The organism is Nocardioides rubriscoriae, assembly GCF_008087085.1.
GTDB lineage: Bacteria > Actinomycetota > Actinomycetes > Propionibacteriales > Nocardioidaceae > Nocardioides > Nocardioides rubriscoriae.
The window spans coordinates 451,050-466,925 of the sequence record NZ_VIYJ01000003.1 but is presented as its reverse complement, the minus strand read 5'-3'; the positions used below and the strand labels follow the sequence as shown (position 1 = coordinate 466,925).

Here is a 15,876-nt window from a genome sequence, read left to right as displayed (position 1 = left end):
AGCGATGCGAAAAGTAGCCAGTCGCTGCAGTTTGACGAGGAAACGGCAGTGGCGCTCATGGCCGTTCTGCGGGTGGCGTTTCCAGCAGCAGCTGCCCAGTGAGTCCCGTGGCGGTGGTAGCGCTTTGCCAGCTACTCGCCCCGAACCTCTGAGGCACGAAGCGCCGATCGCGATCGGCCACCGACCTCGGCCGAGCAGGTGTACCGCTAGCCAACCTCCAGTACGAAGGTGTGGCCGTCGAGTGCATACAGGCCGCCCTCGCCCGCCTGCCAGTAGTCGACGGAGTAGTCGAGCTGAGTCACGTCGGCGACGTAGACGTTGCCGAAGCTCAACTCTTCGCTGGTTTCGACCGGGCGCGCGTCGAAGTAGATGCCGTGAGGTAGCGCGTCGGTCGGGACGTGGATGAGGTAACGGCGCCCATCAAGATCGTCAGCTTCAATCACCGAGCCCCAGGTCCCGTTGGGGTCGTTCCGCGCCCATGCGTTGATGAACCGGGCGTACTCGGCTGCCCGTACTACGGGGACAGCCCAGCTGTTCCACGGGACGTCGTACGTCAGGGGCGAGAGGGCCAGCTCGGCGTCCAACGTCGCGTCAAACTCCATGCCGTCATATCGGCATGGCCTAGCGGAGACTCCATGCATCGTAAAATCCTTTCGTAGTTGGATGGTTCGTGCCCCATTGGCCGCTGTTGGCGTAACAGTGCCTAGGCGCTAGCTCCTGTGCAGCTACTCGGACTGCCGACTTGGACCCCTACGTGAACGGCAGTCGATGCAACGAGCCTGCGGTGGGGTCGGCTGATGCGCTAGTGATCGGTCACACGGCTGTGGTGGGACGCCGACGGCGACCTAGGCAAACAGCTCGGCGACTGGAACGCGAAGTCCTTTGGCTAGTCTCACGATCACGTCGAGTGACGGATTTCGGACGCCCGTCTCGATCGATGCCAAGTAGGACCTGTGGAGTTCCGCGCGTTCGGCTAGATCCTCCTGCGTCCAACCTCGATCGCGACGTATCCGACCGACGTTCTCACCGAACGCTCGGCGATGCGCACGCTGCTCGAAGGACAGAGCAGTACCGGGCATCTTCCGACCCTGTTCGTCTACGCCTGCGATGTCCGTACTCAATGAGTAACAATCGTCGCGACGCAGCCGCCGATAGAGGACGGAGAGGAACGAGACATGACCGACGCAGAGGAGCGCGGAGCGGCGATACCGGGGTGGTATCCCGACCAGACCATGACTGGCAGCCAGCGCTACTGGGACGGCACATCGTGGACGGAGCACGTGGCACCGATGACACCGCTTCGCGAGGACGACCGGATGGCGGGGCAGTCCTGGCCGACGCCGGTCCTGATGGTGCTGGTCGGTGCGGTCGTCCTAGTCGTCTTCGGGGTGATAGCCGTCATCGCGTCGAACAATCAGGACGACGAGGCGTGCGACACGCTTCGCTCGATATCTCCGGGGGCGTCGTGCTGAACCGTTGGCCTCGCGTCGTCGGGCTAGGGGCCACTGTGGTGGTGACGTACAGCCTGGTTGGCTGCGGTGACGACACCGTGGATACCGGCGACTTCGTGCAGGACACTATGAACGAGTACGTCACCTCTCTGCCGCAGGCAACGGAGGATTGTGGAACGCTGCGCGACTGGGTCGCCGACGCTCGCGATGAGTCCGTGCCTGAGGATGATCAGCTCGCTAGCGCCTGGGAAGGCGTGATCGGTGCCGCCGACGACTATGCGGCGATCTGCGAGAGCGGAGACCCAACTGATAAGGCATCCGGGCTCTTCGGCATCAATGACGCGCTCGAAGAACTAGAGAGCCGAGTCGCGCAGCTGTGACCCCGGAGCGCCGTCCGCCTGTGCCCGTAGCACGACCGAGCGAACCGTCATGGGAGACCACGACGATGCTCGACGTGGCCTCAAGCCCCGGGCGTCCAACTCGGCGGCAATCTCTCGGTAGCTCATCCCCTCGGCGCGAGATTGGACGATCGTCTGGATCACCAGTTGCTCGTCTCTCACAGGCGCAGCATCCCGGCTCCGGCCACGTCCCGCTCCGGTGTAGCCGTAGGCATAGCTGCCAGTCGACTTCCGGCCAGTTGCCGCCTTGGCATCCCGCCCGTCCTTTAGTCGTTTAGTTACGAGGCGACGTTCAAGCTCGCTAAACACACCGACGACCTGTCTCAGGGCGGTCCGGAGCGGGTCGTCCACATCGTCTTTCAGGACCATCCCTTGGTCGACAGTGAAGACATTGCCGTCCGCCTGCCAGATCATCGCGAGTGTTGCCTCCTGGACGCTCAGGCTCCGAGCAAGACGGTCAAGCCTCGCGATCACGATGCCGTCGACCGTCCCGGTGAGAACGGCATGCAAAGCCTCCGTTAGTCCTGGGCGGTCGAGTGCTTCCGTCGCCCCTGACACGCCAGCATCGCTGACGAGATCGATGAGCTTGTGGTCCCCCGAATTTATCCACGAACGGATTGCTCTCTCCTGGGTGACAAGGCCGAAGCCGTCGAGCTGGGATTCGCTGCTGACGCGCAGATAGCCGATGAGTCTCATTTCCTTCTTCCTTGGCGCATAGGAGCACCGCAGGTCGCTGACCTGCGGTGTAAGTGATTCCTGGGATTCGAGTACAGAGTTGGCCCCGAAGGGGTGTCAGTAGCCTTCGGGCAGCGCCGTGGCGCTGGCCGCGCCGTCGCCATGTTTTAGAGCGACCTAAAGACGAACACGCCACCTCCGGAAGCGGGGTGAGTCGTGTAGTCGTGTGCGAGGTCTCGAGCCCAGGCGCCCATGTTGAAGTAGGCCGTTAGGTGCTCGGGCATCTCGGCTCCATAGCCGCAGTCCTCGAAGAGTTCGGCGGCATAGTCGGTGAAGCTCGGCCACTCGCCCACGTAGCGCTCGTCGAAGTCGGGCAGGCTTGGCAGGTCGCCGAAACCTTGCGCGACGTAGTCACCGGAGCGGACCCATGCAGCGAGCGCCTCGCGCTGCCACTCGTCGACCTCCGCCAGGAGAGCGCCCCATTCGGTGGCCTCCTGGGGCGACATCTCCCGTGAGACCGGCAGGCCATCGGTGTCCATGACCCACAGTTCTTCGCAGCCCCCGTGGGCGGCTCCGCCTGCGTCGGCGTGCATGGCGCGGGGGGTGACCGTGGCGGCGTCTTCGGCGGCGTACCAGTCGCCCACGAGCTGGCCGTTGTTGTAGCAGGCAAGACATCCGATCCAGACGCGCGGCTCCGTCCTGCCTGTTGAAGTCTCGTCGGCGGGGTGAGCCAGGCTGCTGAGGCTCTTGTGGCGCTGAGTTTCGCTCGACATGATGATTCTCCTCTGGAATGCGAAGAGCCCCAGCGGGTTGCTGGGGCTCGAGAGTTGCCGGCTCGGATCTGGTTAACGACGCAAACGCCGCATGGTCCAGTGCGTTGCGAGCCGTTCACTCCTTCAGGAGTGCCGCCATCAAGCACCACATCCGGGCTTTCAACTTGATGCCGTATCTACCCCCCCCGTTCTATGAACCGCTACGGGCGGGCGGCGTCCCGACGGACGCCTGGTGCGTACGCACAGCAGCCTTGGTTCGGCCCTCGATGTTCGGATTGAGGCAGGCTCAGCAGGGTTCGGACGGCCGTCCAAACAGTCTCCTGACGCCGTAGCGCTATACGTACAACGGCAGCGGTGCTCACGCGTACGAGTGGTATTCGTGGGGTACTCATGAGCGAGGCGGGGCACCGAAGATAGGACCTGCTCTCATGAGTACGACGTGGTACTCATGGCGAATCTGTATGTATAGCGGGCTCCAACGGTTGCCGAGATGACCCCTCGGCGACGACGAACTGCCCCACTGCATGAGTGGGCCTCCATAGGTGTGTGGGCCGCCAGTGTCCATTGCGATTCAGACGGGTGTCCATGGGGTCAAAGCTCAATCAAGTTGAACCTCAACCTCAACCTTCAGGCACTTGAAGTCCGGCACCTGAAAATGCCTGATTACTGTGTTCTAGACGAGGAAGACGACGGGCACCATCATCAGCACCTCGCGTCGGGCGGCGACCTCGATGAGCTCGCGCCGGCCGGCCTCGCGGACGTCACCGGCCTGGGCGTGCAGGACGTCGGCCAGGGGCGTGCCGCGCTCGACCGCGATCGCGACGCCCTGGGCGAAGCGGGAGACCAGCGGCAGCCCGGTGGTGGCCGCCATCCGGTCGAACGCCACGCCCACGGGCTCGCCGGTGCGGATGGCGGCCAGCACCTGGGCGAGGTCGCGCGACAGCTCGCCGGCGCTGCGCTGCACCACGCGCCCCAGGGCCGCGACCGGTCCCTCGCCGGCGGCGACGGCGAGCGCGAGGAGCTCGGCGAGGGTGGGGAACTCGGCGAGGATCCGCCGTTCACGGGCCCGGACCTGGCTGGTCAGCCAGGTGTCGCGGGCCAGGACCCCGCTGACGAACGCGATCGCGCAGACCAGCAGCGCCCCGACCGGGGAGACGGGACCGGACAGCGCCCGCAGCACGCCGTACGCCGCCGCGACGGCGAAGCCCACCAGCCCCCACTGCACCTGCTCGACCCGGAAGTCGTGCACGGTCCGCTCGAGCCCAGCCCGCTCGAGCCGACGCTCCACCGACCTCGCCCCACCGAGGACCCGCTCGACGGTGTCGGCCGCCGAGCGCAGCACCGGCCCGAAGACCCCGGCGGCGGCCGAGCGCGACCCCGCACCCGCTACGGGCCCGGACGTCAGCCGCGACGCACCGGGCACGGCGACGTCGCGGACGTAGGGCAGCACCCGCGCCGCGAGCGGCGGTCGCCGGATGACCAGCACCCGGCGCACGACGAGCAGGAGCCCCAGACCGGTCGTCGCGCCGAGCAGCGCGCCCCAGGCCGCCGGTGTCACAGCAGGATCCGTCGTTCGGTGGGGAGCCGGCCGATGCGCATCATCACCCGGTAGGCCACGACGCAGACCAGGGCGCCGACCGCCAGGATCACCGCACCCGTCGCGGACCGGTAGCGGTGGATCACCTCGGACTGCAGGGACATCATCAGCAGCACGGTCCACGGTGCCGCCACCGCCAGGCGCGCCCCGTTGACCGCCCAGGCCTGGCGCGCCTCGAGCTCGGAGCGGGTGCGCAGGTCGTCGCGCAGGTAGCCCGACAGGTTGCGCAGCAACCGCCCGAGCTCGCCGCCGCCGACCTCGCGGGCGATCCGCAGACCCTCCACGACACGGTCGCCGACGGGGTCGGCCAGACGTTCCTTGAGCTGGTCGAGGCTGTCGCCGAAGCGTCCGGTCACCTGGTAGTCGAGGGCGAACGCCTCGAAGGCCGGCCGCAGCGGCTCGGGACCCCGGGTCGCCAACCCGGCGAGCGCGTCGGGCAGCGACAGCCCGGCCCGCACGGCCGAGGAGAGGTTGTCGATCGCCTCGGGCCAGACCTCGGCGAGCTCGCGCAGGCGCCGTCGTGCCCGGCCCGACACGATGGCCACGGGCAGGTAGCCCGCGATCGCCCCGAAGGCGACCGCGACCGGCGGGGTGCCCGAGACCCCCTGCACCACGAGGGCCGCCACCAGACCGGCACCGACGCACAGGGCGACGAACCCGCTGACCGCCACGTCACCCAGGCCGGCGCTGCTGAGCAACCGGCGGGTGCGGCCCGGCGGACGCGCACCGCGGCGGTCAGAGCCCGTGCGGGGCAGCGCGAACGCCGACCAGATCAGCAGCAGCCCGAGCCCGACGCCCAGCCCCACGAGTGCGCCCATCGCGTCACCGGCCTTCCTGCAGCAGCGCGTGGACGTCGATGCCGAGGCGCTCGAAGAGCTCGAGCCGCGGCGGCATGCCGTGGGTCCGCCGCAGCTCCTGACCGTGCCGCACGAAGATCGGCTCGACCTCGATGATGTCGTTCTCGACCCGGCCCGGCACCGCGACGATCTCGTTGACCCGTCGTGTGCCGTGGGGGTCGATGCCGAGGTGGACGACCAGGTCGACCGACGCAGCCACGGTCGGCACCACGAACCGGGCCGAGATGTTCTCACCGGCCAGCAGCGGCAACGTGCACATCTTGACCAGCGCCTCCCGGGCGCTGTTGGCGTGCAGCGTGCACATGCCCGGCAGACCGGCGTTGAGCGCGAGCAGCAGGTCGAGACACTCCTCGGAACGCACCTCACCGACGATCACTCGGCTCGGCCGCATCCGCAGCGCCTCCTTGACCAGGTCACGCAACCGGATCTCGCCGGTGCCCTCAAGCCCGGCCTGCCGGGTCTGCATCGGGACCCAGTCGGGGTGGGGGAACCTCAGCTCGAAGACCTCCTCGGCGCTGACCACCCGCTCCCCACCCGGGATGCTCGCGGCCAGGCAGTTGAGCAGCGTGGTCTTGCCCGCCTGGGTGCCACCGGCGACCAGGATGTTGAGCCCCGCGCGCACGCTCGCCTCGAGGAACGCCGCCGCCCGCGGGCTGATGCTGCCCAGCTCGACCAGGTCACCCAGCTGCCCGGCCCGCAGCACGAACTTGCGGATGTTGACCGCCGAGAACCCCCGACTGATCCCCTCGAGCACCACGTGCAGCCGGTGCCCCTGGGGCAGCATCGCGTCAACGAACGGCGCACTCACGTCGAGCCGACGGCCGCTGGACTTCAGCATCCGCTCGACCAGCTCGGTCACCTGCGCCCGCGTCAGCACCAGGTTGGTCAGCTCGTGACGCCCCCTCCTCGCCACGAAGACCCGCGACGGGTCGTTGATCCAGATTTCCTCGACCGTCGGGTCGTCGAGGAACGCCTGCAACGGCCCGAACCCCGAGACCCGCGCCACCAGCTCACCCACCAACGCCCCCACGTCGGCCACCGGCACTACCTGGCCGGTCAGGCTCCGCTCGTCGTGCTCACGCACCACCGCCTCGGCGATCCGACGCACCACCGCAGCATCGCGCTGCGGGTCGACACCCTCACGGCGCACCAGCTCGCGCACCGTCCGGTCGAGGTCGTCGACCAGGCCGACGGGATCATGGGTCAGCGTCACCGGCGAGCCCCCTTTCCCGAGACGAAGCGCGCTGGTGGCAGGACCATAGATCGACCGGCCCACCACGAACCAGACCCCCGAAGCGATCTGTGGACAACCCGCGCAGATTTTGCCCTCGCAGACGACCAGGGCACCGGGCCGAGACGCCGAGACGCCTCCTTGCTCGCCACTCGGTCACGGTGCCGTCGTCGAGCCCGTGCCGGATGACAGCCTGCATCCGGACCTGCCCGCCCCGCTCGGACCGCGGGCGGGCCACGATCACGTCCCGGTGAGTGCTCGGCGCCTGACGTAGAACGTCAACAGCGAGTTGCTCCCGTCACCCAGCCACACCTCGGTGATGGTGACCTGGTCTCCGACAGCGACGCTCTGTGCGTCCGCGTCGAGCAGGATCGCGACACCGCACTTGTCGTCGCCGGGGCGGTCGACGCACAAGGAGTCGCCGTCGGCAGAGATCGCGGTGACGGAAGCACCGAACGTGTCCCCCTCGCGTACGTGGTCGCTGCTCGACCCCGCGCGCACGCCGAGCAGGAACGCAGCGACGACGAAAACGGCGATGAGCCCGACGATCGCGGACAGGTTGCGGGTCCTGCTGGTCGTCAGTTGCATGGCAGGTACGAACCGATCTGGGTCAGCGTCACCGACGAGCCCACCTCTCCCGAGACGAAGCGCGCTGGTGGCAGGACCGTAATCGACCGGCCCACCACGAACCAGACCCCCCGAAGCGATCTGGGGACGACCCACGCAGATTGTGCCCTCGCAGACGAGCAGGACACCGGGCCGAGACGGCGACACGCCTCCTTGCTCCCCCCTCGATCACGGCGTCGGCGTTGAACCCGTGCCGCATCACAGCCCGCCGCGGACGCGCCCGCCGCGCTTGGGCTGCGGCGGGGATCACGACCAAGGCTCCGCGGTCGTCCTAGTACTCAGCGGGTGAGGTGGGGTGGGTCCGATCTCGCGGACGGGCCCCGGTGGTCGGACACGATGCATCCCGCTGCTTCACGCCGGGCGGACCGGCGACGACCGGCCACGGACGGCGCGGTCTTTCGCAGGGTGGTCCGGTCAGCGGTTGGCGGCAGCTGCCCCGGGAGTGGCGAGGACCGACGAGGCGCTCGTCGGGTCGGGGCCGTCGGCACCGTCAACGTCACGGACGTCGACGACCCGGTCCCGTCCGCCGGCCTTCGCGGCGTACAGCGCTCGGTCGGCGTGGTCGAGCAGGCTCGGCACGTCGTCGAGGTCCGGGCCGGAGGCGACGGTGGTGCCGAGGCTCGCGGTCAGGGCGACCTCGAGGCCACCGTGACCCGGCACGCGGATCTGGGCGACGAGCCGGCGCACCCGCTCGGCGACCGCGGCGGTGCCCTCGGTGTCGGCGTCGTCGAGGACGAGCAGGAACTCCTCGCCACCCATGCGTGCGGCGAGGTCGTGGAAGCGGCAGCAGTCGCCGAGCACCCGACCGACCGCACGCAGCACCAGGTCGCCGGTCTCGTGACCGTGGACGTCGTTGATCGTCTTGAAGTGGTCGAGGTCGAGGGCGACGATCCCCAGCGACGTGCCGCGGTGGCGCGCGTGCGCGACCATCCGCGGCAGCCGGGCACAGGCCTCGCGCCGGTTGTCCAGCCCGGTGAGGACGTCGACCCTGGCGTCGAGCTGTGCCTGCGTCTTCAGGGTGCGGAACGCCTGTTGCATGGCCATCACCACCACGCCGGCGGCCAGGATGGTCAGGGTGCGGCCGGCGTACCAGCCCAGGCTGAAGCGGGTGTGCGTGGTGTAGGTGAGGGCCAGGTCGCACAGGCAGACGAGCACCGCGACGGCGGTCCAGCGCTCCGGCCCGGTCCGCTCTCGGGTGCCGAGGGCGATCACGAGCAGCGAGACGACGACGACCGGTACGACGACCGGTGCGGTGAACGTGGTCATCCGGGAGGTGTCGAGCCCGACGATCAGGGCCGGCAGCGACCGGGCGTTGACCAGCAGGAGCAGCACCATCACGAGCGCAAGCCCGACCGCGCCCGACGTGACCGCGACCGCGGTGCGCAGCCTCGCAGGCGCTGGGGTACGGCGGTTCCACCGGTGCGGCCACGGCGCCCAGGCCAGGCCGAGCAGGAACGGGAACCCGCCGTGCCAGGCGAGGTAGAAGTAGGGGGCCATCGAGGCCGTCAGCGCGAACGGCGGGTCGGTGGCGACGGCGCCCGGGAACGCCAGCGCGTACGCCGACATCGCGACCAGCGACCAGGCGTACGCCGACGCCATCGCCAGCAGCCGCAGGTCACCGCCGTCGCGGTAGTCGCCGACCAGCAGGTAGACCGACAGCACGTCGAAGACCGTGACGATGCCGATCATCGCCGGCACGAAGCTGACCGAGGGGCCCAACGCGACGGCCCCCCACGGCAGCACCGCCGCCGACGCGAGGACGGTCACCCCGGACACGACCCAGGGGGCTCGGTGCGAGGACGACGCCCCCGGTCCGGGACGGTCCGAGCGGGTCCGACGGGGCCGGCCGGGGCGCACGGCGGTCACGGCACGTGCGCCGCGCGCGTTCTGCGGGCGGTGCAGGACAAGCTCCATCGCGCCGGTCCTCCTGAGTCCCTGCCCGTACGGCGACGGCACGGGAGCGGCCCGCGCCACCCCTTGGATCGGCCGGCAGGCCGCCGATTGAAGACCTTTCGTACCACGTTCGAGCGAGCCTTGCGGGTGTCACGGGGCCGACGTTGAGGAGATCTTGACCTGGGCAGGGCAGCCTCGGCCCATGACCACCGACCTGGTGGCCCAGACAGGGCCCGGACAGAAGGCGTCTCGCGTCGAGCTCGTCGCCGCGACGACGACCGCGCTGCGTCGGGTGCTCGCCGTCGACGACGCGTGGCTGATCGAGTCGGAGCGCCTGGCCGAGGACGTCGCACGGTGGACCCGGCTCACCGAGGTGGCCCGTCCGGGCGACCTCGCGACGCCCGGCATGTCCGGTGGACGCGGCCCCCTGGGTTTCGTGGGCTGCGCACCGGTCGAGTGCGAGGGCCGGCGGATCGGCGTCCTGCTCGTGCGCAGTCGCGCCTCCCGGGTCTGGACCGAGCGCGACCGCCTGGTGCTGCGACGCGCCGCGCGCGAGCTCGGCGACGCCCTGGCCACGATCGAGGCCCAGGAGGACTGCGGCGTCGAACGGCTCGCCGGGCACGTGGCGATGCTGCCGGACGAGGTCCTCCACCTGCTCGACCACGAGCTCCGCACACCGTTGGCGGTGATGCTGGGCGGCCTGGACCTGCTGGGCTCCGGCGCGCTGGGTCAGCTCACCGAGGAGCAGCGGGACATGGTGACGCGTCTCGAACGCAACGCCGCGGCGCTCCTGCAGGTCGCGCGGCACGTCACCCGCGGCGGGGAGCGCAGCGACGACCCCGAGGTGTCAGGGTCCGAGCTGCTGGCGCTCGTCGTGGCCAGGCTGCGGTCGGCGACCTGACGGTGCTCGGACTCCCGAGGCTCAGCCGGTCGGCCATGCCGCCGTCCCGGGGGCCTCGTCCCAGGCCCCGCCGGGAGCGCAATCGGCCGACCGGTAGTCGGGCCCGACCTGGGGGTAGACCTCGGACCAGTAGCGCGACGCGAGCGCGTCGCCCTGTGCCTGGGTCGCGCCGAGCAGGCGGGCGACGGTGGCGTCGCGCTGCAGGGCACGGCACTCGGTGCGTGCCTCGTTGGTCTCCCCCGTCAGGTGCATCGCCTCGTGAGCGAGGACGTGCACGGCCACGACCTGCTCGCGGCTCGGCGAGCTCTTGTCCGAGCCGAGCCAGCCACGCAGGTCCTGGCAGGTCTCCCAGGTCACGAAGGCCTCCTGGGGCAGCGACCCGTCGGCGGCGTACTCGACGTAGCCCTGGTAGCGCAGGGCGTAGAACATCGCCGCGCCCAGGCGCTGGCACCGCACGTGCACGTCGTCGCGGCCCGTCACCGAGCGCACGGCCCCCGACAGCTCGCCCTGGGCGGCGATCCAGCGCCACTCCAGGGCCCCGTTGACGACCAGGACGAGAGCGACGAGCCCGATCAGGACCGGGGCCCGTCGTCCGCTGAGGTGGCGGTAGCCGAGCCAGAGCAGCACGACGACGCAGGCGACCAGCGCCAGGGGGCGCGCGGCGAGGAGCTCCACGTGGTGAGCATCGGCTCCGCCCGTGCCCGGGTGGAGGCGCAGGTCAGCAGTCCTCGGCGCCCGCGTCGATCCCGAGCAGCGCGACCGCCCGCCCGACGGTCTGGTCGACCGACCCGGCGACGTCGACGACGACGCCGTCCTCGTCGGGGGCCAGCGGCTCGAGCGTGGCGACCTGGGAGTCGAGCAGGGAGGCCGGCATGAAGTGGCCGGGCCGGTCGGCCTGGCGGCGGGCGATGGTCTCGTGGGCGCCGTCGAGGTGCACGAACCGTACGGCGGGCGCGTGCCGGCGCAGCAGGTCGCGGTAGGAGCGCTTGAGCGCCGAGCAGGCGACGACCGCGCCCTGCGGCTGGTCGGCGAGCCAGGCCCCGACCGCGACCAACCAGGGCAGCCGGTCGGCGTCGTCGAGCGGGTGCCCGGCGCTCATCTTGGCGATGTTGGCCGCCGGGTGCATCTCGTCGGCGTCACCGAACGCCACCCCGAGCCGCTGGGCCAGGCCTGCACCGACCGTGGACTTGCCGGAGCCGGAGACCCCCATGACGACCAGGAGCGGAGGACGGCGGGCGATGGGCACACCAGAGCGTGCGTCGGCGGCCGGCCGATCGCCAAACCTGCGCTTGATCCGCCCCCTCAGGGCTGTGACGACGCGGCCCGCTCGAGGGTGGCCAGGAGCGCCGGGACCGTCATCGGCTTGGTGAGGTAGTCGTCCATGCCGGCCTCGAGCGCCTCGGCCCGCATCTCGACCGACGCGTGGGCGCTGAGGCCCACCACGTGTCGTGGTCGACGGTCGCCACGGTCGCGCAGCGTGCGGGCCACCTCGAGGCCGTCCATGCCGGGCATCTGCACGTCGAGCAGCATCAGGTCGTAGTCGTCGTCTCCGGCGGCCCGCAGCGCCTCGGGCCCCGACGACGCCATCGTGGCGGTGTAGCCCAGGCGCCCGAGCATCATCATCAGCACGCGCTGGTTCACGGCGTTGTCGTCGACCGCGAGGATGCGCAGCGGCTGGCGCGCCGCCAGGCCCGGGTCGAGCCGCTCGCGCGAGCGGCGCGGCTGCCACGCCTGCGAGCGCGCCAGGAGACCCACGATCGACTCGTGCAGCACCGACGGGTCGATGGGCTTCTCGTGCACGGGGACGTCGGAGAGCCGAGCGACGTCGAGCGCCGAGCGGGCACCGACCTCGGAGGACAGCACCATGATCGGCAGCTCCCGTCCGGCCGTGAGGTCGCGCAGCGCGCGAGCCAGCTCGGCACCGGTGCGCGACGGCATCTGGAAGTCGAGCAGCGCCATGTCGAAGCGCTCGCCGGCCTTCAGCAGGCCGAGCGCGGCCCCGGGGCTGCTGACGCTGACGGGCTCCATGCCCCAGGCCCTCACGTAGTCGGCCGTGATGCGCTGCGCGGTGGGGTTGTCGTCGACGACCAGGACCCGCGCCCCCGCGACCTCGGACCCCTGGCCGGGGCCGTGCTCCTCGCGCGGTGCCGTGGCCCCGCCGAGCCGCGCGGTGAGGGTGAACACCGAGCCCCGGCCGGGCTCGCTGGTGACCGCGATGTCGCCCCCCATCAGCCGGGCCAGCGCGCGCGAGATCGCCAGCCCCAGGCCGCTGCCCTCGCCGCCGCGGGTGCTGGAGGCGTCGGCCTGCACGAAGGCGTGGAAGAGCCCCGCCGCCGCCTCGGGGGCGATCCCGATGCCGGTGTCGTGCACCTCGGCGCGCAACAGCCATCCGTCGGCCGCGGGCTCGGCGTCCACGAACAGGTCCACGCTTCCGTGCTCGGTGAACTTGATGGCGTTGCCGAGCAGGTTGAGCAGCACCTGGCGCAGCCGCGCCGGGTCGCCGGCCACCGACTCGGGAACGCCCGCTGCGACGCTGCTGCGCAGCGTGAGGCCCTTGGCGGCCGCCGCGAGCGAGACGATGTCGACGACGGCGTCGACGCAGCCGCGCACGGAGAACGGCGTCGACTCCAGGCTGAGCATCTCGGCCTCGAGCCTGGAGAAGTCCAGGATGTCGCTGATCACCGCGAGCAGCTGCTCGCCGGAGCTGCGGATGGTCTCGGTGAACTCGAGCTGCTCGAGGTCGAGGTCGGTGTCAAGCAGCAGCGCGGTCATGCCGATGACGGCGTTCATCGGCGTGCGCAGCTCGTGGCTCATGTTGGCCAGGAACCTGCTCTTGGCGTCGGCCGCCTCGGCCAGGACGCGGTTGGCCTCCTGCAGCCGGTCGGCGGTCTCGCGGCGCAGGACCGAGAGGCTGAGCGCACCAGCGACCCGTGCCCGCAGCTCGCGGGCGCTGAACGGCTTGACCAGGTAGTCGTCGGCGCCCGCCTCGATGCCGTCGACGGTGGACTCCTCACCTGCCCGCGCCGACAGCATGATGATCGGGACGGTCGACGTGCGCTCGTCGGCCCGCAGGGCGGCGACCAGGCCGAAGCCGTCGAGGCCGGGCATCATCACGTCGGTCAGCACCAGGTCGGGCGGCACGGCCAGCACGGCGTCGAGGGCCGAGCGCCCGTCGGGGTGGACCTCGACACGGTAGGCCGGCTCGAGCAGACGTCGGACGTGCTGACGCATGTCCTCGTTGTCGTCGGCGAGCACGATGCGCGGGGCGTCGCCGACCGGCGGCTCGGTCGGCCCCTCGTCGGCGCGCAGCCAGCGCAGCGCCTCGCGGGCCTGCTCGGCCGCGAGACCGCTGGTCCATCCCGCAGCGGCCCGGTGCGAGACGCGGTCCTGCGGCAGGTGGTCGCTGCCTGCGGGGAGCACGACGGTGACCGTCGTGCCCACGTCGACGGTGCTGGCCACGGTCACCCGTCCGCCGTGGACGTCGACGAGCTCCTTGACCAGGGCCAGCCCGATGCCCGTGCCCTCGATCGAGCGGGTCCGCGACCCCTGCACCCGGTGGAAGCGCTCGAAGAGCAGCGGGAGCTCGGTCTCGGGGATGCCGACGCCGGTGTCGGTCACGACCAGCTGGACCCCGTCGCCGTGGGGCGCGACCTCGACCGTGATCGAGCCCGCGAAGGTGTGCTTGAAGGCGTTGGACAGCAGGTTGGTCACGACCTTCTCCCACAGGTCGTGGTCGACCCAGGCCACGACCGGGGCGACCCGCACGTCGAGCGCCAGGCCGGCGCTCTCGACCGCGGAGCGGAACTGCCCCGCCAGCTCGGCGCTGTAGGATCCGAGGTCGGTCGCCTCGAAGCTGGCGGTGTCGTGGCCCGACTCGACCCGCGAGAACTCCAGCAGCGTGTTGACCAGGCGCAGCAGCCGAAGCGTGTTGCGGTGCACGGTCTCGAGACGCTGACCGTCGAGGTCGGGGCGCGCGGACAGCTCCTCCTCTAGCGGACCGAGCATGAGGGTGAGCGGGGTGCGGAACTCGTGGGAGACGTTGGAGAAGAACGTCGTCTTGGCCCGGTCGAGCTCGGCCAGCTCCTCGGCGCGGCGACGTTCGCGCTCGTAGGCGATCGCGCCGGACAACCCCGCCGACACCACCTGCGCGACCAGCTCGTGGTGGGCGCGCACGCCCTCGTCGTAGGGCAGCCGCGGACTGGAGCCGAGGGCCAGGACGGCGCGCAGGTCGGCCACGCCCGCAGGGTCGATCGGCATGACCACCACGTGCTCGACCGGCACCTGCGGTGTCCCGGTCGTCAGCCCGGCGAGCAGGTCGGGGGCGGCGACGTCGACGCGCTGCCCGGTCGCGGCTGCGGCCTGGACGGGCGAGCCGGGGCCTGAGGCCAGGGCGGCCGGCGGCGCGACCCCCTCGGCCAGGCCGGTGGTGGCGGCGACCGCGAGGGAGTCGACGTCGGGGCCCAGGTAGAGGCCGACGAACGGCAGGTCCGAGGTGGCGCGGCCCAGGACCTCGGCGGCGGCCTCGACGGCCTGGTCGAGCCCGCGCGCCTGCCCCATGCGGATGGTGAGGTCCCGCAGCGTGCGGGTGCGGCGGATGGCCAGGTTGGGGGCCGTCGTCTCGCTGACGGGGTGGAACAGCCCGACCACGGCGCCGTGCTCGTCGAGGATCGGGCTCAGCGAGAAGGTGAACCACGTCTCCTCGAGGTAGCCGTTGCGCTCGAGGAACATCGGCTGGTCCTCGAGGTAGGCGGCCTGCCCGGACCGGGCGGTCTCGAAAGGCCCACCGATCGCCGGCCACGCCGACTCCCACAGCACGCGGTAGTCGGATCCGAAGCCGTCCGGGTGGGCGTCCCCGCAGATCACGGCGTAGCCGGCGTTCCAGATCTGCACCGCCCCGGGGCCCCAGATGATGTTGATCGGGAACGACGAGTTGAGCGCGAGCGAGACGACGGCGCGCAGGTTCTCGGGCCAGTCCCCGATCGGCCCGAGCGGGGTCGTGGACCAGTCCCGGCCGCGGATCAGGTCCACGATCTCGCGGTCGCCACTGAGCCAGTCGGTGTCCCCCATCACGCCAGGATGCCAGGTGTGCTCCTCCTGACGGGTGATTTCGGGGCGCTACGGTGATAGTCGTGAACGAGGTGCCGCCCGGTGTCGACCACGACCAGGTCGACCTCCTGCGCGAGCTGTTCGGCTCGTCCTTCGCAGACACCCTGACCGTGTGGCTCGAGACCACCGAGCAGGACCTGAGTCGTCTGGCCCGGGCCGCGGCGACCGGCTCGCTCGACGACGTACGGCAGGCCGCCCACAGCGTCAAGGGGGCTGCGTCCAACATGGGGGCGTCCGCGCTCGCCGAGGCCGCCCTGGCCGTCGAGCTGGCCGACGACCTGCCGAGCACCGACGTCGTGGCGTCGTTGGGCGACCTGCTCCGGCGCACCCACCGCTACCTCTCACGCCCCTGAGCCGCACCCCGGAA

16 protein-coding genes are annotated in these 15,876 nt (G+C 70.8%); 4 read left to right on the top strand and 12 right to left on the bottom strand.

What is annotated here, in order from left to right; translation table 11 throughout:
* Nucleotides 1-206 precede the first annotated feature (206 nt).
* Together FZC61_RS08900 and FZC61_RS24040 are read right to left on the bottom strand one after the other, a co-directional pair.
* A complete protein-coding gene (locus FZC61_RS08900) occupies nt 207-602 on the bottom strand; it encodes a hypothetical protein (RefSeq protein WP_148613775.1) in 396 nt (131 codons plus the stop codon).
* 243 nt (nt 603-845) lie between these two features.
* Nucleotides 846-1,079 carry a helix-turn-helix domain-containing protein gene (locus tag FZC61_RS24040; RefSeq protein WP_148613774.1) on the bottom strand — a complete coding sequence of 78 codons (234 nt, stop codon included), beginning with the start codon at nt 1,077-1,079 and terminating at the stop codon, nt 846-848.
* A gap of 96 nt (nt 1,080-1,175) precedes the next feature.
* Here FZC61_RS24040 and FZC61_RS08890 point away from each other — a divergent pair, with 96 nt between their 5' ends.
* The gene (locus tag FZC61_RS08890; protein WP_148613773.1) at nt 1,176-1,472 is read left to right on the top strand and encodes a DUF2510 domain-containing protein; all 297 of its coding nucleotides are present in this window, start codon (nt 1,176-1,178) and stop codon (nt 1,470-1,472) included.
* 38 nt (nt 1,473-1,510) lie between these two features.
* Nucleotides 1,511-1,831, top strand: coding sequence for a hypothetical protein (locus FZC61_RS08885; RefSeq protein WP_148613772.1), 321 nt, complete (start codon nt 1,511-1,513; stop codon nt 1,829-1,831).
* On the opposite strand, the gene FZC61_RS08880 is transcribed toward FZC61_RS08885, so the two are convergent.
* From FZC61_RS08880 to FZC61_RS08850, 7 genes are all read right to left on the bottom strand, one after another.
* Nucleotides 1,805-2,545, bottom strand: a complete 741-nt coding sequence (locus FZC61_RS08880) for a recombinase family protein (RefSeq protein ID WP_148613771.1) — start codon at nt 2,543-2,545, stop codon at nt 1,805-1,807. The genes FZC61_RS08885 and FZC61_RS08880 overlap by 27 nt on opposite strands.
* A gap of 146 nt (nt 2,546-2,691) precedes the next feature.
* On the bottom strand, nt 2,692-3,297 hold the full coding sequence (locus FZC61_RS08875; protein WP_148613770.1) for an antirestriction protein ArdA: 606 nt from the start codon (nt 3,295-3,297) through the stop codon (nt 2,692-2,694).
* Between the two features lie 673 nt (nt 3,298-3,970).
* Complete coding sequence (locus FZC61_RS08870; protein WP_148613769.1) at nt 3,971-4,855, bottom strand: type II secretion system F family protein; 885 nt, start codon at nt 4,853-4,855, stop codon at nt 3,971-3,973.
* Nucleotides 4,852-5,712: a type II secretion system F family protein gene (locus tag FZC61_RS08865; protein ID WP_148613768.1), complete on the bottom strand. Its 861-nt coding sequence runs from the start codon at nt 5,710-5,712 to the stop codon at nt 4,852-4,854. The genes FZC61_RS08870 and FZC61_RS08865 overlap by 4 nt, the downstream gene beginning before the upstream one ends.
* A gap of 4 nt (nt 5,713-5,716) precedes the next feature.
* Nucleotides 5,717-6,964: a TadA family conjugal transfer-associated ATPase gene (locus FZC61_RS08860; RefSeq protein WP_170286037.1), complete on the bottom strand. Its 1,248-nt coding sequence runs from the start codon at nt 6,962-6,964 to the stop codon at nt 5,717-5,719.
* Nucleotides 6,965-7,222: 258 nt separating this feature from the next.
* A complete protein-coding gene (locus FZC61_RS08855) occupies nt 7,223-7,570 on the bottom strand; it encodes a hypothetical protein (RefSeq protein ID WP_148613767.1) in 348 nt (115 codons plus the stop codon).
* Nucleotides 7,571-8,023: 453 nt separating this feature from the next.
* Nucleotides 8,024-9,385 carry a sensor domain-containing diguanylate cyclase gene (locus tag FZC61_RS08850; protein WP_211357168.1) on the bottom strand — a complete coding sequence of 454 codons (1,362 nt, stop codon included), beginning with the start codon at nt 9,383-9,385 and terminating at the stop codon, nt 8,024-8,026.
* Between the two features lie 319 nt (nt 9,386-9,704).
* On the opposite strand from FZC61_RS08850, the gene FZC61_RS08845 reads away from it, so the two are divergent.
* Nucleotides 9,705-10,403: a histidine kinase dimerization/phospho-acceptor domain-containing protein gene (locus tag FZC61_RS08845; RefSeq protein ID WP_148613765.1), complete on the top strand. Its 699-nt coding sequence runs from the start codon at nt 9,705-9,707 to the stop codon at nt 10,401-10,403.
* A gap of 21 nt (nt 10,404-10,424) precedes the next feature.
* On the opposite strand, the gene FZC61_RS08840 is transcribed toward FZC61_RS08845, so the two are convergent.
* The 3 genes from FZC61_RS08840 to FZC61_RS08830 form a co-directional block, all read right to left on the bottom strand.
* Nucleotides 10,425-11,078: a hypothetical protein gene (locus tag FZC61_RS08840; protein WP_148613764.1), complete on the bottom strand. Its 654-nt coding sequence runs from the start codon at nt 11,076-11,078 to the stop codon at nt 10,425-10,427.
* 43 nt (nt 11,079-11,121) lie between these two features.
* On the bottom strand, nt 11,122-11,613 hold the full coding sequence (locus FZC61_RS08835) for a gluconokinase (RefSeq protein ID WP_148613928.1): 492 nt from the start codon (nt 11,611-11,613) through the stop codon (nt 11,122-11,124).
* A 92-nt stretch (nt 11,614-11,705) separates the two neighbouring features.
* Nucleotides 11,706-15,470 carry a response regulator gene (locus FZC61_RS08830; RefSeq protein ID WP_148613763.1) on the bottom strand — a complete coding sequence of 1,255 codons (3,765 nt, stop codon included), beginning with the start codon at nt 15,468-15,470 and terminating at the stop codon, nt 11,706-11,708.
* Nucleotides 15,471-15,532: 62 nt separating this feature from the next.
* Between FZC61_RS08830 and FZC61_RS08825 the strand changes: the two genes are divergently transcribed.
* Nucleotides 15,533-15,862 carry an Hpt domain-containing protein gene (locus tag FZC61_RS08825; protein ID WP_170286035.1) on the top strand — a complete coding sequence of 110 codons (330 nt, stop codon included), beginning with the start codon at nt 15,533-15,535 and terminating at the stop codon, nt 15,860-15,862.
* Nucleotides 15,863-15,876 lie beyond the last annotated feature (14 nt).